A 24,137-nucleotide genomic window follows, 5' to 3' on the forward strand; every position below is an offset into this window, starting at 1 on the left:
TTAGTTAAAGAATGTAGAAGATTTTTAACTAACATTTGCTTAACTAAATGTAACCTTTTTTATTAGACCTAAGAGATTATATATAAAAAAGTTATAGATCCAATTTTATAAGTATTTATGATAAATTAGCATCTAAGAGGAATCCTTTTAGAATCTATTTTAGATTTAATATTTATTTTGTAAGTGCAGATAGAGTTTTCTATAAATAATTAGTTATCTAGTAATCTTAAATACATTTAAATTAACATATTTAAGATTAATATATTAAAAGAGGATTTTTAGAATCCTCCTGTTCTTCCACCATTTCTAGTGTTCTTTGCAACGCCTGTATCTACGCCATAATCTCTATTATCATCTTTAGCTCTTCCTTTAATGTAAATAAATGAGCTTGTATGCCATTTAACATTTTTATTCCAATATGGATTATATAATAAGAAATCTGGCATAGATATTGGAATTTTTCCATTTAATAATTCACCATGAGATATATTTAGCTTATATTTACCAGAGTTAGCAGAGCCATAGCTTATTTCTTGTATTCCATCTTTGGGATTGCTAATAGAGTTTATATTTAATCCTCCACTCTCTATTGCTACTTTGTCTTTAGTTATTTTAGTTGAATTAAAATTTGAGAATGTAGAGTCTATAAACCAACCCTGTTGAGTAGGGCTTTGTTTGTAGCTTTTTACTCCTGTTATTTTGCCTAGTTTATTTAAATCACAATATTCACACTGAAATTCATAATATACTTTAGTAGGGCTTGGAGAACCAGCCTTTGTGTTATCATCTGTGTCTATGGCATTTATTCTACCTCTTAGTATTACCATATCAATTCCATTATTAGCTGGAGTGTATGATGGATAATAAGTGTTATTTGAATTAAATCCTGTAAATGCTATTTCACTACTTATACCTTTATCTAAAAATACAGGTTCATTTTTCATATTAGGAGTAAAGTTAGTATTAGCATCTTTTTTAATAGAAATAATCTTTTCTATCTCTGCAATTCCTTGCTTAAAGTTGGCTAATGGAATCGTGTTAGATTTACTTCCATCCTTATTTAATAATTCTATAAACGCATCTTTGCTATTTAGATTAATATCTATATCTACATCCTGTGCTGCACAGCTTGCATCAAAGTTATCCAAAGGTTTAGCATTAGTTCCTATTGCTGTTAATTTTATCTTAGCTGAATTCTCTTCTACTGAAGGATTGCTACCTTGACCAAAATATAGCACTTTTAAAGGATTAGATTTAGCATCTAATACTTCCACTTTAAAGTCATTTGGGACTACTTGATAATCAAATATAAATGTTGCTTTAGCTGGTATTGGACAAGGAGCTTTGTTGTATTTTCCACAATTTCCTGCCTTTCTTTCACTCTCAATTTTTGTTGCTATATCTTTATCTTGGTAAGTTATACTCATAGTTCCTATTAGAGCATTATTATTATTAAATGTAAGTGAAGGCGTTTTAGACGCACTCATTGCACCATTTACCAAAGATATAGGATTTATAGTAGGAATGTTTGGATTTGATGATTTGCATTGATTTTTATTTATAGTTACAACATTAGGAGCTTTTGTAGTAATCTTTTTAATATCATTTTTAAATTCATTTATATTATTAATATCTATACTTATTGTTGATTTAACACCAGTATCTACTACGCCTCTTGCATTATAGGCATATACATTATCTAAATATAATTCTAGATTTTCAAAAGTTTTTATTACAGGCTTTCTATTCCAAGAAGAATTATTATGTATATATTGTTTTGTGTTGTTATATTTAATTTTTTCAACATTATTTGGGTTTATTTTTTCAGTATTATGTCCATTTGGAAAACTCACACTAGCAGTATAAGTATAAGAATCTGGTGCAGAATAAAATGTAGCTTCACCCTCTACTGGATTGTTACTATTATCTACTCCACTACAATTAATGCTATGTGTTCCTGTGTTAGGAAAACCATCTTGTGGTTTATATTTAAACACAAAGGCATCATTTAAGGTAAATTCATCTTTGGTTATTGTTTGACTTGAGCTTCCATCAATAGTGCAAGTTACGGACTTCAATCCCGATCCAAGTCTGTTATGACTATTTTCTTTAAATATATGAAATACTGCAGAATTACCTGAAATTTTGGTATGAATTTTAGTTATATCCTCATTTGCAAATTCATCTTTAATGATTAATTTAGTAGGAGTTGGTGGTGGCGTAGGCTTAGGTGGTGGAGTTACGGGCGAAGCTTTTACAGGTATTTTCCCTCCTTGAAGACAACTATCCTGGTGAAGTAAAGTTTCCTTTTTATAATGGACCACTCTTCCTGCTGCAGGTATAGCCACATTATTTATTATACCAGCAGGTCCATACATATCTCTACAGCCTTGCCAGTTTACAGTCCATTTACCATTAATAAGATTATAATCAGGCTCATATACCCAGCCACCTGGATCAGCTACCCCGGTTTTTGAATTAAAATTCCTCTCACACATTGTGCCATCTTTACCATTGCTTTTTCCTGTTATTGCATGTACGCATATAGCAACTTTTTGAAAATCTTTCTGACTTAAGCAATGTTGATACCTATATATCGTTTTCTTATCTTTTTTACTATAATAGAAACTCTTGCCTATATCTTGGAAGCAGATAAAGGGATAGGCATAGATATAGCCACTAAAAAATACTAATAGTAAGAATATTGCTCTCATTTTAAATCCTCCTTAGCTTAAGATATTTCATAATCATTAAAAGTAAATGATTTATAAATGTAAAGCTATCATAATCAAGCTTAAAAAATATTTTAATATTAAACATTAATTAAAACTTAATAATAAATATTAAGTTTTATAGTGTTAGATTTAAATTTAATTTAAGCTCTTTTTAATGAATTTATTGTCTGAAGCATAGAATCTGCAGTTTGTATTGTCTTAGAGTTTGCCTCATAAGCTCTTTGTCCTGTGATTAAATCTACCATTTCTTCTACTAACTTCACATTACTCATTTCAATAAATCCCTGCCTTAGCATTCCAAATCCTTCAGTCCCCGGAATGCCATTTATAGGCTCACCCGAAGCATTTGTATTAATATATAGATTGTCTCCCATAGAGTGTAATCCTGCAGGGTTTATAAAAGTAGTTGTTTCAATCTGCCCTAGAGTATTTAGCTCGGTAGAGTTTGCTTGTACAACGCTAATAGTCCCATCTGTGCCAATATTTATCTTTGTTGCATCTTCTGGAATGGTGATATTTGGGATTAGTCTATAACCCTCGCTATTTACGATATTCCCTTCATTATCAAGCTTAAAACTTCCATTTCTAGTGTATGCTATTGTCCCATCTGGAAGTTCTATTTGAAAGAATCCTTTTCCTGTTATTGCAATATCTAGGTTATTTTCAGTTTCTTTTGGGCTTCCTTGTGAGAAATGTTTTGCAATAGATATAGGTCTTACTCCAAGTCCTATTTCAATACCTGTTGGTGCAATGGTAGTTTCACTAGTAGAAGTCCCTGCATATTGCATAGTTTGATAAAATAAATCTGCAAATTCTGCTCTTTGCTTTTTATAGCCTATGGTGCTAACATTTGCTATATTGTTTGAGGTTGTATCAACCTGTGTTTGCATTCCAATCATTCCTGTTGAAGCAGTATATAATGCTCTAATCATAATTAACTCCTTTTGTTTTATTATGCTCTATTTTGTGCTAGTTTATTTATAGCTTCAGTAGCTAGGTCATCTTGATATGTTTTCATTACTTTAGAATAAATATCTACAAGTCTATTTGTGCTAATTAATGCTGTCATTTCAATAACAGGATTAATATTACTTTTTTCAATAAAACCACTTAGTATTGCATTATTATCATTTATATTTTGTCTCTCATTAATTCTATCTTGTGGAAGTTCGTAGAGATTAGAACCTACTTTTTTAAGGAATTTTGGATTGATAAAATTTACTATTGCAATATTTCCTATTGGTTCTGGATTACCTATGTTCTCATTGCTTAGATTTCTAATGAATATATCTCCATTTTTGCTTACTTCCAAGTTGTTATTTGAAGCATCAATTGTTATAAATCCCTCTTCATCTATACCCTCTTTTGATAAAACAGGATAGCCTTGTTTTGTAACTAAAATGCCATTATTATCTATTGTGAAAGCACCATCTCGCGTATATCTTACTCCATTTGGAGTTTGAATTGCAAAAAAAGCATTTTTATTATTTAGTGCTAAATCAAGTGGATTTTCAGTCTTAGCGAATCCTCCAATACTTATATCGCTATATTCTTCTACCACAATAGGAACGCGATTTAGTGTGCGGTTTAGAAACTTTGCTGCTTCTCTTGTGTGATTTTTGAGAGGTAATTCGTGTTTGTATTCTTCATATAATCTCATAAAATCACCAATTACAACATCATCTCTTTTAAAGCCATTAGTATTTGTATTTGCTAGGTTGTTTGAGATTACATCAAGTCTATTAAATTGTGTAACCATTCCACCGGTAGCGTTGTAGAAACCATTTTCCATATAAATTATCCTAATTAAACTTTGATAATTTTAAAGCAAGATTTATTCCAAAATAATGATATATTTATTATTATGAGTTATTTTAGCTTTATGCTAGAATCTAGTATTTAAATTATCAAGGAATACTTTGGAAGAAATCTTGCAAAATCTAAGTGGGTCTATCGGTGTATGGGGTTATATAATATTATTTTTTTATTCTCTTGGGGGAGGATTTATAGCACTTTTAGCAGCAGGAATATTATCTAGTGGAGTGATAGAATCTATAAATTCATTAAATATTTATCTTTGTATTTTTGTAGCAGGAACAGCAAATTTAATTGGCTCTAGTGTGCTTTTTTATATATCTAGGTATCAAAAAGCTGAAGTTATGAAATACCTAAAAAACCATAAAAGAAAAATTGCATTAATTAGTATTTGGATAAAAAAATATGACTTTATAATTATTTTCATTCATAAATATGTTTATGGAATTAAGACAATTGTTCCTATGGTAATTGGCATTAGTAAATATAGTAATAATAAATTTATGATATATAATTTTTTTGCTTCATTTATATGGGCAATTTTAGTTGGAGTTCTTAGCTATGTTATGGGAGATTTTATTAAAAAAACTTATGATAGCAATCCTTATATATTCCCAATATTTGGGGTTATTATACTTCTAGCAATATTTTTTCTTACAAGTAAAATTAGCAAAAAATAAACCTACTTTAATAAATATTTAATAAGATATTATTTCGTTTTGTTAAATATTAATAACAATTCTTAATATTAAGCCTTCTTTAATTTTTATAATATTAATATCCATTCTCAATTTTTATATTATTTTGAGAGGAATTAAAATTATGTTTTTTAATCTATTTTTATTTAGTATTTTATTTATTGGTATTTTAAATGCAGAAGATTTAGAAGAGGTGTATATAGGTGAGAGTGTAGTTTCTGCAAGTGGATATGAACAAAAGATTAAAAATGCTCCAGCAAGTATTAGTGTTATCCCTAAAGAAGAGATATTAACTCGTCCTATTAGGGATTTAGGTGATGTTGTGCAAGATATTCCCGGAGTTTATGTAGAGGCAGGAAAGACAGGCGGAAATACTATCTCAATGAGGGGTTTAGATTCTGGTTATACTTTAATTTTGATAGATGGTAAGAGACAAAATGTCGCTCAAGGCTTTGATGCAAATGGATTTAGTGGAACATTTACTAGCTTTATGCCCCCTCCAAGTATGATTGATAGGATAGAGGTTATACGTGGTCCTGCATCATTAATATATGGAAGTGACGCAATGGGTGGTGTTATAAATATTATTACAAAGAAAAATGTAGATAAAATCACAGGTGGAGTTCAGCTAGAAACAAGATTGGCAGAGCATTATAAAACTTTTGGTAATATTTATGGGATAAATGGTTATATTAGTGCTCCTATTATAGAGAAAGTTTTATCATTTAATGTTAGAGGTGGCTATAAGTATGGTGGTCAAAATGCTTTCTTAAAGCCAGAATCTTTAAGAAATAATATGGTTGGTAGTCCGCAACATATAAATCCATATACGACTTGGTCTGCTACGGGCTTTCAAAATTGGAATGCAGGAGGTAGGCTAAATTGGACTATTAATGAAAATAATAATATTTATTTAGACGCAGAGACTTACTTTGCAAGGACAGGCTCTCTAAATACTTCAGTTAATCAAATAACTGCAATTAGAGACTTTTATAAAATCAATTCTGTATTAAATCATAGTGCAAATTATAATTGGGGTAATTTAACAAGCTATATTCAATACTCACAAACATTTTGGGCACCACACACTAATATTCCTATTGGTGGCTCTAAAGGAAGCTCTCTAAATTGGAATTCTAAGAGAGATAATAAAGATATAATCTTAAATAGCACATATAATAGAAGCTTTGACTTTGAAGATTATGGAGTTTTAGTCTTCAATGGAGGGCTTAATTATCTATATGAGCAGCTTATTAATAAAAGCACAAAATTTTCTCGCCACATGAATGAAGTATCTATTTTTGCAGAGGGTGAATATATCCCATTTGAGTATCTTAGCACTACTTTGGGCTTAAGATATAATTATAGTGATATTTATACAGCAATACCAAATCCAAGATTCTATATTAATGTAAATCCAACAAATTTTTTAACTTTTAAATTAGGTGTTACAAGTGGAGTTAGAGCTCCTAATCTTGCATATCTTTATGATGGTTGGACTTTTGATGCTAGTCAGAGAGGAACTTTTGGTAATAAGGATTTAAAGCCAGAGCAGAGCTATAACTATGAATTTAGCACTATATTTGATTTAAATCCAGTATTTATTACACTAACAGGATTTTATACTGACTTTAGAGATCAAATTGAGGCTATTGCTTTTACAGATAGTGAATGCACAAATGAAAATAATTGTAAAACTTATCGTAATATTGACAAATCTTTAATGGCTGGCGCAGAGGCAGCATTAAAACTAAAGCCAATATATGGCTTTGGGCTTGATATGAGCTATGGCTTTACACATACACAAACACTAAGAGATACAGGAACAGGTAATAATTTTGTCCCTAAAGGTTCTCCTGTTAATAATATAGCTAGACATAAATTTACAATCAAACCTTCATATAGATATGAATATTTTGATATATATTTACGATGGACGGGAAACTTTAAAACACCAACTTCTTATAGTCTAAGAAACACAAGTGCTAGAAGTGTTGTCGGAAAATATTATAAAGATTATCATTTGCTAGACTTAGGGGCAACTTATAGATTCTTAGAGAATTACAGCTTTACATTTGCTATAAACAATTTACTTGATGTAAATTTTGAAGATTATGTGCTATATCAAAATGGCAATAATCAAAATTATATTAATTCTTATCAAAGAATACTTCCTAGCAGAAGCTATTGGCTAACATTTAAAGCAGATTTTTAAAATACATAACATTATAGTGAGATGAATTTCACATTCATTTCACAATCATTATTTTATAATTTAATTAATTATAATTTTTAAGGAGAAGGTTTTTGGGAAAGTTTATAATGACTAATAAAAATTGGATGCAAATACATACATATTTAAGCTTGTTTTTTTTGCCTGCTTGTGTAATTTATGTAATTACAGGTGTTGGATATATATTTGATATTAAAGAGAATGCAGGTGCAAGTATATATGAATTTAGTATTAAAGAGCCACCTAAAGCAGGAAAAGAAAAAGAATTTATTATAAAAGTATTGCAAGATAATAATTTAAAAATTCCAAAAAATACTGAAGTAAAAATTCAAAGAGGAAGCCCCACTATGGGTAGTATGAAGTATAGTGCCTCTATTGTTAAGAATAAACAAGGAGAGCCACAGGTTCGTGTAATAGATAGAGGATTATATGGAATCTTGCTTTTAATGCATAAAGCAAAAGGTGCTTATTACTTTGATATTATTGCTATTGGTTTTGCTATATCATTAATGCTTTTTTATCTATCTGGGCTTATTATGACCTCATTTTGTAAGCGAAAGAGAAAAGAGGCATTAATAGCATTTGGTTTAGGATTTATTCTAACATCTTTAGCAATTTACTTTAGTGTAGTTTAAGTGGTAAGCTAATTTGTATGATATTTGTTTTAGCCACTTATTAAATTCTTTTATGCTAAAATTACTTTTTATGAGCTTTGTGCTATGGCTAAGTTTTAGCCACTTATTAAATTCTTTTATGCTAAAATGACACAACATTGGGATGTAATCGGTGTAAAGTTTTAGCCACTTATTAAATTCTTTTATGCTAAAATCATATTATTACACGCAAGAACCCTATCTCTGTTTTAGCCACTTATTAAATTCTTTTATGCTAAAATGAATATATTTTATATATTTGTGATGATAAGGTTTTAGCCACTTATTAAATTCTTTTATGCTAAAATTATCTTTTTAGAGGCAATGATAAATTACAAAGTTTTAGCCACTTATTAAATTCTTTTATGCTAAAATAACCAAGATGAGTCTAATGTATGGCAGTGGGTTTTAGCCACTTATTAAATTCTTTTATGCTAAAATTAGTTTGCATATTTTTATTAATTCTTTAGGTTTTAGCCACTTATTAAATTCTTTTATGCTAAAATTATGCTGGACATATTAAGCTAGTAGATTTAGTTTTAGCCACTTATTAAATTCTTTTATGCTAAAATAGAAATAAATAAAAGATACATCACAAATAAGTTTTAGCCACTTATTAAATTCTTTTATGCTAAAATAAATGATTATTACTTTTTATATTTGCATATGTTTTAGCCACTTATTAAATTCTTTTATGCTAAAATTAGTTTGCATATTTTTATTAATTCTTTAGGTTTTAGCCACTTATTAAATTCTTTTATGCTAAAATTATGCTGGACATATTAAGCTAGTAGATTTAGTTTTAGCCACTTATTAAATTCTTTTATGCTAAAATAAACAATGATTTTAAAATAGCATAAAAGTAGTTTTAGCCACTTATTAAATTCTTTTATGCTAAAATATCATCCCCCCGCTGCATTTTGCTTTTTTAGTTTTAGCCACTTATTAAATTCTTTTATGCTAAAATAAGCTTAAAATAAAGCTATCATCAAGCTTTGTTTTAGCCACTTATTAAATTCTTTTATGCTAAAATTACTATAATTGAAAGCTGTCCTAAAGCATAGTTTTAGCCACTTATTAAATTCTTTTATGCTAAAATTTTTACCAACAATAGCTTCTATGCTTACAGGTTTTAGCCACTTATTAAATTCTTTTATGCTAAAATAGTTACAAGGTTAGCTAACAAAAAGCTTTAGTTTTAGCCACTTATTAAATTCTTTTATGCTAAAATTGATACATTTTTTTAAAGTTTTATTTTGTTGTTTTAGCCACTTATTAAATTCTTTTATGCTAAAATACCTTGCATACTTTTTTGTAAGAAATTAAAGTTTTAGCCACTTATTAAATTCTTTTATGCTAAAATGAGAATAAGGTTTTAGTAAAAAATTTTAAAGTTTTAGCCACTTATTAAATTCTTTTATGCTAAAATTTTGTTTCGTCGATTAAAAGAGGATTTGTGTTTTAGCCACTTATTAAATTCTTTTATGCTAAAATACTTATGGACTTCACAGAAGATCGACTTGAGTTTTAGCCACTTATTAAATTCTTTTATGCTAAAATTAAATATACATTATTTGTTTTACTAGTATTGTTTTAGCCACTTATTAAATTCTTTTATGCTAAAATAGACTAGCTTAAAATAGCGTGTTTTAGGATATTTCAAGCGATTGTAGAGGTCGTAAATATTAAGAGGGTAGTTTTTTAAGAAAAACTAGGATATAATTCCTCTAAAGAATTTAATAAGTGGCTAAAATAAGGGAGTTTATCGGTCTCCCGCAGGTTTCTGTGTATAAACCCTTTAGGGCTTTACAACATACCCAGGGCATAAGATGCCCAACCGATTTTCTACTTTTTTCTACCTTAAATTTGATATGATATTTTCTATTTAATATGATTTTCTACTTTAATCTAAATATAGACTATCAAATTATACTTCCTATTTTTGTTAAGCCTTTTCTATCAAATTTTTTTGCAAACTTTTTTATTAAGATTCTTTTTATCAGGCAAGTTATTATCAATTTCCATTGATTATTATCAATGCTCTCCCATCAAATTGAAATATTTAATTTAAAGAGTTTTATATTGCTAATAAATTGATATTGATAAAAAAGATAGGGCATAAATAATATTTTTAAATAGCATTTATGCAAAGCTAAATTACAAACAAATCACAAAAATAAGGCTTGGTAAGGCACAGCATTTGGATAGACAGAGGGAATTTGCTTTTAAACATTAGCTAAAAAATCATTCATCATCTAAAAATACCAGCTAAGAATCTATCTAAAAATATCATCTAAAAAGTGTCAGTAAAAAACACTAGCTAGAAATATCATCTAAAAATATTCATCGTTAAAAAATATTAGTTAAAAAGCATTTATCACCTAAAAACACTAGCTAAAAACATTTATCATCTCTAATAAAAGGTGTCAGTTAAAAGCATTTATCACCTAAAAGTTTTAGTTAAAAAGGTGAAAACATATCATTTAAAAAATATCAGTTAAACAAGTTTTAGCTAAAAATCACTTTATCATCAATAAGCATTATCTTAAATACTATCACCTAAAAAAGTGTTAGCTAACAAATGCTATCCAAAAAAGTGTTAGCTAAAAAGTGTCAGTAAAAAATATTATCAAAACCTATCATTTAAATCACTCATCATTAACAAGTTTTAGCTAAAAACATCACCTAAAAAAGTGTTAGTTGTCTTGGTTTATTGGCTTTCTCATTTTCACTTCTTTTGCCTAGCAAAAGTCGCATATTATCAAATTGTTTTTCAGTGAGTATGAGCGCCCTGATATGCCCCTTAGGCGGCAGAATCAAATCCAGCCTATCCAAATGGCTATTGGCACTTGCCACGCCCTTGCAGATTCTCATATAGACGCTAAATTGTAGCATCATAAAGCCCTCTTTGATGAGCTTTGTGCGAAACTGCGTGCAAGCCTTTCTGTCCTCTTTTGTGCTTGTCGGCATATCAAACATCACTAGCACTCTCATAAATTTCTCTTCCATTAGATTTATCCTTTTCAAAGCAGGGTAGGGCTAATGCCACATTTTTGCCTATCGCATTTAATAGGCTTTGCACGCTTGCTATTACTGCCCGATAAAGTGGATAGTATTTTTCTCCTATGCAGACTTGTGTGCTAAGAATCTCTGCGAGTTCCAAGCGATTTTCTAAGGAGAGATTTTCGTCCAATTCACCGAGCTTTCTTATCTTTTCTACAAGGGAATCCACAAAGATTCTATAAGGCTCTATCAAGTCATCAGCGAGATTAAAGGGATTAAATTGATTAGCGTGAAATATGCCAAGAGCAGGATTAAGCCCACTTGCACACAGGCTTCGCACAATCGCTCCTCTCACAATCGCATAGCCATAATTAAGTGCGGCATTGATAACGCCGATATTTTTATCCTCAAATATTTGGGTTTTCCTAGAGAAATCTCTGCCAAAAAGAGCCTTAAAATAAATCGCCGCTGCCTTAGCTTCATTATTACTAGAATCCCCTAAATACACGCTTTTTGCAAGGGATTGTAATGTGCTTACTTCTGCTTTATTGAGCATTGCTAAGAATCTTGCTTGATTGTCAATCTTTGCCTTGATGATTTGCTGCCATAGTATTGATTTTTGTTGTTTTGAGGTCTTTAGCTGCGTTTCTAAAACCCTAGAGCTTTTATAATGCCCCAAAAATGGCATAAAGATTCCACTAGGCAAATGGGAGCTATCACAGGTATAAACGATAATCTTATTTAAGGCAAGGGCGTTGATGAGGGCATTAGTCAAGGTGATTTGATGAGATTCTAAAATGATACATAAAATATCAGATAGGGGAATTTTTATCTCATCACTTTCTTTAGTGATACATAGATGTTTATCTGCTAGACTTAGCTTAGCGGGAGTGCTAAGAAAGAGCGTGCGAAAAGCAGTATCAAACATTAGCTCCCTCCTTAGTCTTGCTTAATGTGCTTAGTAGATTTTAAAGCAATGGCTTGTCTTGTTTCTTTCCCTACTTCTTTAACTTCTCCTAGCGGCGAGACTTGATATTTTTTAAAGGTTTTGAGGTTTTGAATACCCAATCTTCCGCCAATTATTTTTTGCTCCTTATTTTCATCATCTTGTTTTTGTTCTTCTTTTTTATTGTTTCTTTCTCTTTCTTTTAGCGTAAATAATTTTTTCTCATTATCACTCATATTTTTATAACACTTATTATGTTTATCAACAATAATTCTGGGACTACAGGAATCAAACCCCACATAATAGCATAACTCTGGCTCTTCCATTTCACTTTTTTGCACCAAAATCAAATCATCTTTAAAGAGACTAAAGCAAAATTCATAATTAGAATCCATTTCTAGCCAATCCTTGATAACACCATCTTTTTTACCACTTATGACTGCTTTATTAGGCAAAATGCCTAATGCAAAATCCATCGTATAAATAGGCACTCCATAGAATTTACCCTTTTTGTCTTTAAAAATATCTACTCGCTTCATCTCTCCATTGCTAACAACCTTTGTGCCAATGCGGCGGATTTTCCCTAGCTCTAATGCCCTTTGCACTCCCTCTTGTCCGCCATAAGACTTTAGCAAAGAAGCGTCATTTAAAGAATAAAAAGTCTCTTCGTGCAATGCTCCTCTAGCCCTCTTTCGTGGTGGCTTAGAGACAAAGATAGAATCCACTTTTTCTTGGATTTTATTTCTAAAGTTTTCACAGGGCGGCTCAAATCCTTTTTTGGTTTTATCTTTAGATTGAGCAATCTCTTTAGCATAGAATTTCGCCCTATTTTGTTCTTGAAGCTTTCTAAAGTCTGAAAATGCCTTGATAACTTTTGCATTCGTATAGGCAATAATGATTGCATCGACTACGTGGTGGAGGTGATTATCCCTATCTTTATCCCCATTTTTACCCCCTAAGCCCCAATAATGCCTAAGCGTTGCTGTCAAGCTTCCGCTTACTACCTCGACATGCTTTTTGCTATCCTTTTCTCCCGTAATCATCACTTCATCTTCACTTAGGGGCAGGAAATTTAATGAATGCTTGGTGTATTCACTTGCTAATCTTGCAATATAGCTTGTATCAACAATATTTCTTGCAAGAAATCCCGCTTCTTTATCTTTAAATTGCTTGTTAGAGATTCTACGATATTTTGGCTTAGGGAGCTTGCTTGCTAGGCTTAGAATCCTATCCCATTTTTCTGTGTCTTTACCAAAGGCTTCAAAAGGCGTGTGATTGCCTTTGTTTTGATTTTCTCTAGCTAAACAAAGCACCTTATTATTGTAGCTATCATCATAACTACGAGAATAAGGGTAGATATGGTCAATTTCTAGCATTGTGGAATCTTTTAAATGCTCTATCGTGATTTTTTCTCCGCTATAAGCACAAAGTTGCCTTTGCTCTATCCAAAGTTTCATCTTAAGGATATTTTTTGCGTCATTAAGAGGCAGTCCAATAGCCTCACATTGCTTTTCTGCCTCCTGATTTCTTGCAAAATTCTCTCTTTGCTCTTTTTCATATTTTTGCCTTTCTTTGCTACTTAGTTTTGCCTCACGCGTAAATTCTAGGTGAATCTTATGCACTTGTCCATATTTTCTAAGCAGGGCATTTAGCACCTTGCGATATTCACTCAAAGCCCTCTCTACTACAGGATTTGCAAGATAGGGTTCATAATCTTGTAGTGGGGGTAGAAAATCACTCTTTTGCTTATGTTTTCTATGCTCTTGTAATCCCGCCTTTTCTACCGCCTCATTATAACGCAAGCCCTCTCTCATAAAGGGCAGGATTTTCTCCAATGCCCTAAGGCTTAAATTGATATGTTTTGAAAAATTAAGCTCACTTAGAGATTCTCTTTGCTCTTGTGTGAGGGAGGGATAATTTTCAAGTTTCTTTGCTAGATTTTCTCTACTCTTAATAACGGCAATATCTGTGGCTATCAAGTCTAATTCTTTTCTATCAAAAGTTTCAAAGCTCCCAAAAGCTTGGAAGCTCCCTCCTATTGCCTTTTTAAAGTCCTTTAGATTCTTAAATTCAATCAATTTTACCTTTTGCTCTTCTTTCATATCTTTTGCGTAATCAAGCTTATTATCTTTAAATGTGATTTGCTCATTAAGCCCTAGAATCTCACGCAATTTCTTGTAGCTTATCTCGCCTTTATCTAGCACGATGTTTAGAATCTCTTTTATTTTGTCTTTGCCATACACTTCGCCAATACCAAGATTCTTACTTTTTTCTTCAAGATTTTTTAATGTGTTAATAATGCGCGTAAGCGTAACAAACTCTATCGCACTTAGAGAATCTTTAGGGGCGCGAGGCTCATTGGGATAAAATGTGCATTGACCTACTTTATCCTCAAAGCTTTTTAAATCCCTTTGAAAAAATGCGATTTCTATAATTTTATTTTCAAATCCCTCACTAAACTTCGCGCCAAACTCTTTTTGTTTTTCAAAAATAAGCTCTAACTCTTTCTTTAGCCAATCCTGTCGCATTGTATGCTGATAATTATTGGTTGTATTGCGTATCCTTTGCCCCTTTTCTTTAAATTCTTTATAGAAATATTGACCCACAGTTTGATAATGCTTAAGTGCTGTTTCATTGCGATAAAGTGCCTTTAATACTTGCTCTTGCTCTTTTTTTGAATCTCCCTTTGTTGTGGTGGATTGTTTTTCTTGTGTGGCTTTTTGCGTGATTTCTTGGTCTTCTTTTTCTATTTTTGCTTTAATTTTCTCCTCTGCTTCTAAGTCTCGCTTTGCGTGTTTATTCCCATAGCCACGATGTTTAGCAATGTGTAAAATCACACGCACTAAGTCTTTAGAATCTAGCTTCTGCTCTAGGGCTAGGGCGCGGAGTTCATAAGGGCTTTTGGTGTCTTTGGTCGTTTGGTAAGCCTTTGCTAGCTCCCCATCATTGCTACAATAATCATTTAGATTGAAGTTAAACTGCTTGCAAAGCAGCCTTTTTAGTTCATTTAGCCTTTGCTTTCTACGTTTTAGCCTCCTCCTTGTCCCTCGTGCCTCTCTACGTGGTAGGGCTAGAGATTCTCCTGTTGAATTTTCGGCTTTGGTGAAGATTCTCACCCCACAATCTCTTAATTCATTCTCCTCCACATAAGCCCAACCAACGCTTGCTATCCCTATATCAAAACCCAAAATTTTCATATTACCTCTCCTTAAGTATCTTGTAATATCTATAACAATATACAATTTTTAAGTTAAGATTCTGCTTTTATGTGTATATATATTAAAATTCCCATTTCTAGCAAAACCAATTAATGTAATACCTAATTTTTGGGCACTTTTTACTCCTAGGGCAGTAGTTGCAGCTCTTGATATTACCACAGGAATATCACTCATAGCACATTTTATTACCATTTCCATTGAGAGTCTTCCACTTACAATTAGAATGGCATTATTTAGATTAGCTTTTTTTAACCTTGCCTTTCCTATTGCCTTATCAACAGCATTATGTCTCCCTATATCTTCACTTATAAACTTTTTATTATCACAAATAATAGCTACTTTATGTACGCAACCTGTGAGATTAAAAAGCTTACTATTATAATCAAATTCTTCTATAATAGATTTTATTTTATCGATACTAAAACTAATTTTGGATGATATAAACTTTTCTACAATTTTTCCTTCAAAATTAGCACTCACACCAACACAACAGCCAGATGTAAGGGTTTTTTCATAGTATAAGTTCGATATATTATCTTCATTTATTTTCGCATTTAAATAAACGCTTAAACCATCTTTTGAGATTTTAATAGAATTTATATCATCAATAGATTCTAAAACTCCTTCATTCATCAAAAAACCTACTATGTGGAAATCCTGCTCGTTTGGAAGACACATTGTAGAAATTATTTTATTGCCATTTAGGTAAAAGCTAACTCTTTCTTCTTTGATGATAATATCATTTTTGATGATAATATCATCATTATTTATTTTTGCAATTGGGACTTGTATAGTAAATTTATTTAACAGCAATTAAACTCTCATACTATCTATTTTTTTAGAATCAACTAATTCTTTATAGTAAATGCTATGTAAAATAGACAATTCTTCTTCGCCCATTTTACCATTTATGATAGATTCTATTGCTCCCTCTATTGCAAATAAACTCATATAAATATGAGTAATTAACATAGCAATTATCATAAAACCAATTAAGTTATGAAGTATTGCCATTAAACGCAAAGTATTTATATCAGCACATTGAAAGAACATAACTGCCCCTGTGAGTGCCATAGCACCGCCACCAAGTGTAGCTATCCAAAACCACATTTTTTGTCCAGCATTAAACTTGCCAGCAGGTATAGGTTTATTTTCTTGGCTTAGGTATCCTCCCATTATTTTAAACCAATCAATATCATATTTTTTAAACAATGCTTCCTTAAACCACATTGAAAACATCATTAAGCCAAATATAATAAATATAATTGTTGCTAATCCGTGCAAATCTCTTGCAAGTCTTACAAAAATACCACCTCCAAGATATGAACCAAATACCATAATAAGCCCCGTTAAGCATATTAATACAAATGGTATGGCAGCACCCCAATGCACTATAATGTTAAATTTTGAAAAAACTTGTAGTTTTTGATGGTGGTTAAATTTCCTTTGTCCTACTATTATAAAATGTCCAAAAAATGCTAGTGGCACGATTATAATTAAAATAAAAAATACTAGACTAAAGTATTTATTTTGTAATATTGTAAATAATTCTCCTAAACCATTTAAGCCTCTTATTCCTTTGATTTTTTCTCCACTTGTCATAGGATCAATACTGCCACCTTCAAAGTTTAGATTATTTCCTAGTGATACACCTGCACTGATTGTATCAATCCCCCAATTTTTAATTGCTTCAATTTGATTTTTACCATATATATGCTTATTAACTTTATTAAAGTTTTCTCTATCTTTAGAATCATCTTCTATATGAATCCCTTTAGATTCTTCTAAAGAAGAATCTAAAGCAACATAATCTAAAGCTTTTACCCACGATAGACATAAAAAAGCTATTAATATTAATTTTATTAATTTCATTTTTATTCCTTATATGCCGCACTCCACATATATGATGAAGTGTTAGCATTTTGCCCTTTTTTAAAAACTCTAGTTCTAATAATAGTGCTTACCTCATCGCTATTACCAGCTATTAATGCTTTTGTAGAACACATTGCAGCACATGCAGGGACTTTTCCTTCAGCAATTCTATTTTGCCCATATAAATCATATTCTTCTTTGCTGTGTGTTTCTTCAGGTCCTCCAGCACAGAATGTGCATTTATCCATAGCCCCACGAGAACCAAATACATCTGATTTTGGAAATTGTGGTGCTCCAAAAGGACAGGCATATAGGCAGTATCCACATCCTATGCAGGTCTTTTTATCGTGTAAGACAATTCCATCAGCCCTAATATAAAAGCAATCAACAGGACATACTTGTGCACATGGTGCATCAGAGCAGTGCATACAAGCAATCGAGATAGATTTTTCTTTTCCTACAATGCCATCATTTATAGATATAACTCTTCTTCTATTTACTCCAACAGGTAAGTGATGTGCTTCTTTACAGGCTACATCACAGCCGTGGCAGTCTATACATCTAAGCTCATCGCAATAGAATTTAATTCTAGCGTGGTTTTGGGCGTTAAAGCCCCCTAATGTAGTTTCACTCATTTAATCCTCCTTTAAGCTTTTTCAATTCTGCATAGACCGCATTTTGTCTCTGGACAAGCAGTATTATAATCAAATCCATAACTAGTTACTAAACTTGCAGCTTCACCTATTGCATAAGGTTTAGTTCCTTCAGGGTATAAATCAAGTAGGCTTTTACCAGAATATACTCCAGAGAAATTTTGTGGCAAGAATACACAATCTTCATTTACACGATAAGAATGTCTAGCTTTAACTAGAATCTTAGTGTATGATGTTCCATGAACCCATACCATATCTCCATCTCTAATACCAAGGTTTAATGCTGTATCAGGGTGAATTTCAACAAACATTTCGCCTTGCACTTCAGCTAAGTATTTCGCACTTCTAGTTTCTGTTCCTGTTCCCATATGTGCCACTAGCCTTCCTGTTAGCATATTGAGCGGGAATTCACTTTTCCAATCTTTTTCTTTTTGTCTTGAAATATATTTTATATTTGCTCTAAAGTTATCTTTTTTATCTGGGAAACTTGGGTATTTATCAATTAAATCATTCCTAAAGCTATGTAGAGGTTCTCTATGTATTGGAATCTTGTCATACCAATTCCAAACTATCATTCTAGCTTTTCCATTGCCATAAGGGCATATTCCTGCTTCTAATGCTTTAGAAACTAATATATTGCTGTTATCAGTGGCAAAAGTTGTGCCTTTTACAATCTCTTTTTCTTCTTTAGTTAATTTTATTCCAAGCACATCTTCTATATTTTCAGCACTAATTGCAGGATGTCCTTTAATTTTAGAATTTGGAAGCCCTCTATTGCTTAACATATTAGTTCCATCTGGTGCATTTAGCCCCCAATTAACTCTAAAGCCCATACCACCTTTCATAACAGGTATATCATCAGCATACATTATTGGAGTTCCAGGATGTTTTTCACTCCAGCAAGGCCAAGGTAGTGCATAATATTGCCCTTTCATAGGACCTTTTCCCTCAAGTGTAATGCTATCAAACATATGCCAATTATCACAATGCTCTTTTAATCTTTTTGCACTAAGTCCTTGTAATCCTATGCTTCTAATACTTTGTGCCATTTCTGTTGTTGCATCATCAGGCCAAATAAATTCAGTTCGTCCATCTTTCTTAGCATTTTCATATAAAGCTCTTTGATATTTTTCTTTAAAACCAAGTCTTTCTGCTAAATCAAATAGTATCTCGTGGTCTTCTCTACACTCAAACATAGGTTTAATTACTTGATATCTCCATTGATAGCCTCTATTTGTAGAAGCCACAGAACCACTTGTTTCCATTTGTGAAGCAGCAGGAAGTAAGAATAGGTTATCTTTTCTATCAGTTATTACAGCTACATCATTAACATAAGGGTCAATGAAAACTAATAATTCAAGTTTATCTAGTGCTTCTTTTGTTTTATCTAGCAATGTAGTAGTTGAGATTCCATTACCAATTACAATCATTGCTTTAATTTGGGTATCTCCGTTATTTGCATAGTTTTCCTCATCTAATACACCAAATCTCCAAGTAGATAAAGCATATCCTGTTTTTTCCATCATTTCCTTACTTTTAAATCTACTTTTCATCCATTCATAATCTACATACCAATGTTTGCAAAAATGTCTCCAAGGACCTTCTCCTAAGCCATAATATCCCGGAAGAGAATCTGATAGATTGTTCATATCACTTGCACCTTGAACATTGTCGTGCCCTCTTAATATATTTACACCACCACCTCTTTTGCCTATATTGCCTAATATCATTTGTAAGATTGGCATTATTCTAGTATTGTTTGTTCCAACGGTATGTTGTGTTAGTCCCTGATTCCAAATTAGGCTTGCAGGTTTTGCTTTTGCCATTTCTTTTGCAAGTCTTATTATTGTATCAGAAGGAATGCCTGTTATGTCTGCTACAAGCTCTGGTGGATATTTTTGTGCTTCTTTAAATATTTCTTCATAACCATACACTCTCTCTTGTAGGTATTTTTTATCATATAAGTTATTTTTTACAATGACATTTATCATTCCATAGACAAGAGCTACATCAGTTCCACTTCTAATTCTTACATATTCATTTGCTTTTGCTGCAGTTTTGCTAAAATGAGGATCAACACATACAATCTTAGCTCCAGCTTCTTTTGCCCTTAAAATATGCACCATTGATACAGGGTGATTTACAGCAGGATTTGCTCCAATTATTAATATAAACTTAGAGAACATCATATCAGCTATATGGTTTGTCATTCCACCATATCCAAAAGTATTCGCCACACCAGCGACTGTTGGGGAATGTCAAACTCTAGCTTGATGATCTATATTGTTTGTTCCAAAAAATGCAGTAAATTTTCTAATATAATAGCTTTGTTCATTGCTAACTTTTGCACTACCAATAAACATAACACTATCAGGACCATATTTTTCTCTAACTTCACTTAACTTTTTAGCAATTTTATCCATAGAGTTATCCCAAGTAGTTTTTTGCCAAACTCCATTTACTTTTTCAATAGGGTATCTAAGGCGAGTAGCACTTCTTACTCTATCAATCATATCTGCACCTTTACAACAATGCCCTCCTTGTGAAACAGGGTGGTCTTGTGCAACTTCTTGTCTTACCCAAGTTCCATCTACAACTTCAGCTATAATTCCACAACCAACAGAACAATGTGTGCATATAGTTTTTATTTTTTTAGAATTTGGAAAATTCTCTTTTAATTCTTTTGTTGTAGCATCTCTTAATACTCTTGTATCATCACTACCTAAAACTTGACCTACGCCTGCCATAGAACCAAGCAAAGAAAGCTTCAAGAAAGTTCGTCTATTGTTGCTCATACATCCTCCTTATTTTTAATGTGCTACTTTATAGTATGCTTCCCAATATGGGCTTTTTTGGTATAAAACCTCTTCTTTTTTACTCTTTCCTCTAGTTATTTTAGTGCTGGATTTATTTGAAGAACAAGCACTAATGGCTATTCCAGCAACCGCTGTTATAGCACCTGCTTTAGCAGTAGTTTTTAGAAATTTTCGCCGTGGATTCATGTTTCATCCTTCTTAAATGTTTTGGGTTAAACCCACTAGAATCTTCCTTTTTATAAAAACTCTAGTCAATTTAACCTACCGAACTCTCAAAGTCTAAAAACTCTTTTAATATAATTGAAATATGATAGTATAAATATTCCTCTCCGAGTTGTTCTAAACTTTTACATATATTATTATACATTGGATATAAACACTCTTTTAAAACCTCTTTTTGTAAAGAAAATTCTTTATTTTGTAGTAGTTTTTTACAAAATAACAATAAGAATCCAAAATGTTCTTCATTTTCTTTAAAACTAACATCATTTAGTCTAATTTTACTTTTTTTAACTTTCTCTTTAGCTATACTTAAACCAACCCCTGCAATACTACCATCTAAATAATATGATAAATAAAGCATAGCTGCATTACTTTCTTCTTTATCATTAACTTTTTTTGTATTAATATTTGTATTAAAAGGCAGCATAAAAAGATTAGTATATTCAAGTAGTAGGTTTTTTGTGCTATATTCTTTTATACTAGATTCTATGATACTAAAATGCTCTTTTTTTTCATCTTCTTCAATTTGTTTTAGAATTTTAATTTGTTCTAATAATAATTCACTTCTGTAATCTAGTAAATCATAAATAAATAATCCAGCAAAGAAATCATAATATAAGATTCTTGCATCATTTATATTTGAATTTGAGTTTTCTTTTTTCTTTAACATAATTAAGCCTTAAACATTACTTTAACTTTACAATCACTGCAACACTCTAAAGTTCTTTTTCTTACATTGTCATTACCAAAAAGAGGTGCTATCATTGATTTTACTTTAGCAATGGACTTCATACTTGCAAATACCTTACCACACTCTACGCATTTAAAAGGCTCATCTTTTGCTATAGTGTTATAAGTAAAGAAGTTTTCTTTTAACTCTACACCTTGTAATGGCATCTCTATGCACTTTTCAGGACAATTATCTACACAATACCCACAAGCAGTGCAAATAGATGGGTTTAATAAAAGAGAGAAATTATCTTTTGAATTAATTAATGCTTTTGTATTACAAGATTCTACACAGGACATACATAGTGTGCAAATATCTTGGTTGATTGTTAGATTTGTATAAAGGATTGATTTTGTATTTTCTATTACTCCAAAATTTTTATCCTTTATAAAGTATTTTAAGCGATTAGAAAATATTTCTCTACTAAATTCATCTCTATCTACTTCATAGCTATAGTGTTCTAAAGTAGTAGAAGATAGCTTTAAAATATCATCTATATTGCTAAAAATAGCTTTTTTATTAAATAATTTTATATATAAATAATTTATAAAATCTATACTTTCTTTTAATAGAGATTCTATATTTCCACTTATTACACATACATTTGCACTTTCTTGCAGTATAGATAGAAGATACACCTCATTTAACATATTTATATTTGGCAAAGGAAGTGGAAGTATGTCTTTTCTTGAAGTTGCTAGTATTTTATCAACCTCTTCTTCTAAATTGTTATTATTACATATTAGAATTATTTTATTTTTATATAATTTTATGGCTTTATTTAGATTATAAAGTGAGGTATTTGTTTTTTCCATTGCACCACTAGGGCATACTGCTACGCATTTACCGCATAAAATACAATCAATATTTGAAAATATTAATTCCCTTTTTTCATCATTAGAGCTAATTGACATATTTGGGCAAACTTCCACACAGGACTTGCAGTATGAGAATTCATTTTTATCTCTATGATGATATTGACATTTATCTTTACTATAAAGTATTGTATTTTCGTAGCTAAACTCTCCTATTAAATTTTCTAATTCTAAAATTAAAGAATCTCTACTTTCATATTCATTTGCAAAAGTAATTCCAAGTTGTGGTTTATAAATATCAAATTTATTAAAAAAGACAATTTGAGAGGTATTAAGAATCTCTTCATTTATTTTTACATTAAAACTACCTAAATTTCCACTAAAGCTATCAATATAACTAACGGATTCTATACTAAACTTATCTTTAGCCTCTTTTATAAACTCATCTTTTAAGGCACTATCTCCTACTACAAGTAATGAATTATCAATGCAAATATCACTCTCATAATTCATACTTAAATCATTATTTAATATTTCTTTTAGCTCTTTTATTGTGTTATATATGTAAGAATTAGCCATTTTCCCTACTTAAATTTAAATTAATGAAATGTAAATAAATTGTAACTAAAGTTTAATTTTTAAAAATATTTGCAACATATAATTTTAATCAATAATTTTACTTTAAGTAACTTTTTTTAATGCTTAAAAACTAGCCTAACAGCATTATATAATAATATATATAATGCTAATTTAAATATATTTTAAATTCTCTAAAAAATAATTTATAAAATGATAAAATTATTTTTTTATAAATAAGGATATTTCATGGGAGATAAGAGACTAATTCATCCATTTTTGCCAATCTATGATAATAATTCTAAAATATTGATTTTGGGTTCATTTCCCTCTGTTATATCTAGGAATGTAGAATTTTATTATGGTAATCCTAAAAATCGTTTTTGGAATATTTTAGAAGAAATTTTTTGTTATTCTAAACTTCTGACAATAGAATCCAAAACTTTATTTTTACTAACTAATAAAATTGCATTATGGGATATTATATATAAATGTGAGATTTTAGACTCAAAAGATGATAGCCTTAAGAACATCACTCCAAACAATTTAGAACCAATTTTGCCAAATATAAAAGCAATATTTTGCAATGGGATTATATCTAATAAGATTCTTATTAGATTTTATCCACATCTAACTAAGCAATATTTTATAGACATATTTACACTTCCTTCAAGCAGCTCAGCAAACGCAAGATATAAGCTAAAAGATTTAGTTGTTAAATGGAGCATTATCAAACAATACTTAGATTAGATAGTGTCTTTAAGCCATTTTAGGTAAGAACTACTTACATTATCTATTTTTATGCTTATAAATTCAGGAACTTTATAGTTATGATATTTTTTAAAAATCTTTTTTATATCTTTTAATTTATTCTTTTTTGTTTTTAGGATTAATAAAATTTCTTTATCTTTTATATTTTTATTCTGCCATATATAGTAACTTTTAATTTTACTTTGCTGGATGCAGGCTGCAAGCCTTTTTTTAAGCAAAACTTTACTTAGTTTTCTAGCATTATCTATATTATTAGTTGTAGTTATGACAATATACATTAACTTTTCCCTACTTTCTTTCATAATTTATTACTTAATTATTTTTCTTTATTACTTTTCTCTTGCCAAAAACTCTCATAAGTTTTTGAAGGTTGCATAATTA

At 30.6% G+C, this 24,137-nt stretch carries 18 protein-coding genes and 1 CRISPR repeat array; of the genes, 4 read left to right on the top strand and 14 right to left on the bottom strand.

The annotated features are described in order from the left end of the window. Positions 1–278: 278 nt before the first annotated feature. The 3 genes from CQA44_RS03825 to CQA44_RS03835 all read right to left on the bottom strand — a co-directional run bounded on the left by CQA44_RS03825 (position 279) and on the right by CQA44_RS03835 (position 4,527). Positions 279–2,714, bottom strand: coding sequence for a hypothetical protein (locus CQA44_RS03825; RefSeq protein ID WP_115545958.1), 2,436 nt, complete (start codon positions 2,712–2,714; stop codon positions 279–281). Between the two features lie 161 nt (positions 2,715–2,875). Then, entirely contained in the window at positions 2,876–3,667 is a 792-nt protein-coding gene (gene flgG / locus CQA44_RS03830; RefSeq protein WP_115545959.1) for a flagellar basal-body rod protein FlgG, read from the bottom strand. 20 nt (positions 3,668–3,687) lie between these two features. After that, entirely contained in the window at positions 3,688–4,527 is an 840-nt protein-coding gene (locus CQA44_RS03835; RefSeq protein ID WP_115545960.1) for a flagellar hook-basal body protein, read from the bottom strand. A gap of 127 nt (positions 4,528–4,654) precedes the next feature. On the opposite strand from CQA44_RS03835, the gene CQA44_RS03840 reads away from it, so the two are divergent. The 3 genes from CQA44_RS03840 to CQA44_RS03850 all read left to right on the top strand — a co-directional run bounded on the left by CQA44_RS03840 (position 4,655) and on the right by CQA44_RS03850 (position 8,116). Next, entirely contained in the window at positions 4,655–5,230 is a 576-nt protein-coding gene (locus CQA44_RS03840) for a DedA family protein (protein ID WP_115545961.1), read from the top strand. A gap of 142 nt (positions 5,231–5,372) precedes the next feature. After that, positions 5,373–7,463 (top strand): TonB-dependent receptor domain-containing protein, encoded by a 2,091-nt coding sequence (locus tag CQA44_RS03845; RefSeq protein ID WP_258864886.1) that lies wholly within the window; start codon positions 5,373–5,375, stop codon positions 7,461–7,463. Positions 7,464–7,555: 92 nt separating this feature from the next. Continuing rightward, positions 7,556–8,116 carry a hypothetical protein gene (locus tag CQA44_RS03850; RefSeq protein ID WP_258864887.1) on the top strand — a complete coding sequence of 187 codons (561 nt, stop codon included), beginning with the start codon at positions 7,556–7,558 and terminating at the stop codon, positions 8,114–8,116. Between the two features lie 26 nt (positions 8,117–8,142). Then, positions 8,143–9,760: direct repeats of the CRISPR family, unit length 36 nt; unit sequence GTTTTAGCCACTTATTAAATTCTTTTATGCTAAAAT. 1,059 nt (positions 9,761–10,819) lie between these two features. Here CQA44_RS03850 and cas2 read toward each other — a convergent pair. The 10 genes from cas2 to CQA44_RS03900 form a co-directional block, all read right to left on the bottom strand. Then, on the bottom strand, positions 10,820–11,143 hold the full coding sequence (gene cas2 / locus CQA44_RS03855) for a CRISPR-associated endonuclease Cas2 (RefSeq protein WP_258864888.1): 324 nt from the start codon (positions 11,141–11,143) through the stop codon (positions 10,820–10,822). Continuing rightward, complete coding sequence (gene cas1 / locus CQA44_RS03860) at positions 11,106–12,065, bottom strand: type II CRISPR-associated endonuclease Cas1 (RefSeq protein ID WP_115545962.1); 960 nt, start codon at positions 12,063–12,065, stop codon at positions 11,106–11,108. Before cas1 ends, cas2 begins: the two co-directional genes overlap by 38 nt. An 11-nt stretch (positions 12,066–12,076) precedes the next feature. After that, positions 12,077–15,280, bottom strand: a complete 3,204-nt coding sequence (cas9, locus tag CQA44_RS03865; RefSeq protein WP_115545963.1) for a type II CRISPR RNA-guided endonuclease Cas9 — start codon at positions 15,278–15,280, stop codon at positions 12,077–12,079. Between the two features lie 48 nt (positions 15,281–15,328). Further along, positions 15,329–16,114, bottom strand: a complete 786-nt coding sequence (gene fdhD / locus CQA44_RS03870) for a formate dehydrogenase accessory sulfurtransferase FdhD (protein ID WP_258864889.1) — start codon at positions 16,112–16,114, stop codon at positions 15,329–15,331. Beyond that, entirely contained in the window at positions 16,115–17,173 is a 1,059-nt protein-coding gene (locus CQA44_RS03875) for a formate dehydrogenase subunit gamma (RefSeq protein WP_115545964.1), read from the bottom strand. Between the two features lie 2 nt (positions 17,174–17,175). Further along, entirely contained in the window at positions 17,176–17,808 is a 633-nt protein-coding gene (gene fdh3B, locus CQA44_RS03880) for a formate dehydrogenase FDH3 subunit beta (protein ID WP_115545965.1), read from the bottom strand. Between the two features lie 11 nt (positions 17,809–17,819). Further along, the gene (locus CQA44_RS03885) at positions 17,820–20,621 is read right to left on the bottom strand and encodes a formate dehydrogenase subunit alpha (protein ID WP_115545966.1); all 2,802 of its coding nucleotides are present in this window, start codon (positions 20,619–20,621) and stop codon (positions 17,820–17,822) included. 15 nt (positions 20,622–20,636) lie between these two features. Continuing rightward, a complete protein-coding gene (locus CQA44_RS03890) occupies positions 20,637–20,828 on the bottom strand; it encodes a twin-arginine translocation signal domain-containing protein (protein WP_115545967.1) in 192 nt (63 codons plus the stop codon). 70 nt (positions 20,829–20,898) lie between these two features. Beyond that, positions 20,899–21,534, bottom strand: coding sequence for a hypothetical protein (locus CQA44_RS03895; RefSeq protein ID WP_115545968.1), 636 nt, complete (start codon positions 21,532–21,534; stop codon positions 20,899–20,901). A 2-nt stretch (positions 21,535–21,536) separates the two neighbouring features. Continuing rightward, positions 21,537–22,988 (bottom strand): 4Fe-4S binding protein, encoded by a 1,452-nt coding sequence (locus CQA44_RS03900; protein ID WP_115545969.1) that lies wholly within the window; start codon positions 22,986–22,988, stop codon positions 21,537–21,539. Positions 22,989–23,234: 246 nt separating this feature from the next. On the opposite strand from CQA44_RS03900, the gene CQA44_RS03905 reads away from it, so the two are divergent. Further along, a complete protein-coding gene (locus tag CQA44_RS03905; protein ID WP_115545970.1) occupies positions 23,235–23,735 on the top strand; it encodes a DNA-deoxyinosine glycosylase in 501 nt (166 codons plus the stop codon). Here the strand turns inward: CQA44_RS03905 and cutA are convergent. Further along, positions 23,732–24,034: a divalent-cation tolerance protein CutA gene (cutA, locus tag CQA44_RS03910; protein ID WP_115545971.1), complete on the bottom strand. Its 303-nt coding sequence runs from the start codon at positions 24,032–24,034 to the stop codon at positions 23,732–23,734. The genes CQA44_RS03905 and cutA overlap by 4 nt on opposite strands. Positions 24,035–24,137: the final 103 nt, after the last annotated feature.

It is taken from the genome of Helicobacter sp. MIT 14-3879 (assembly GCF_003364125.1).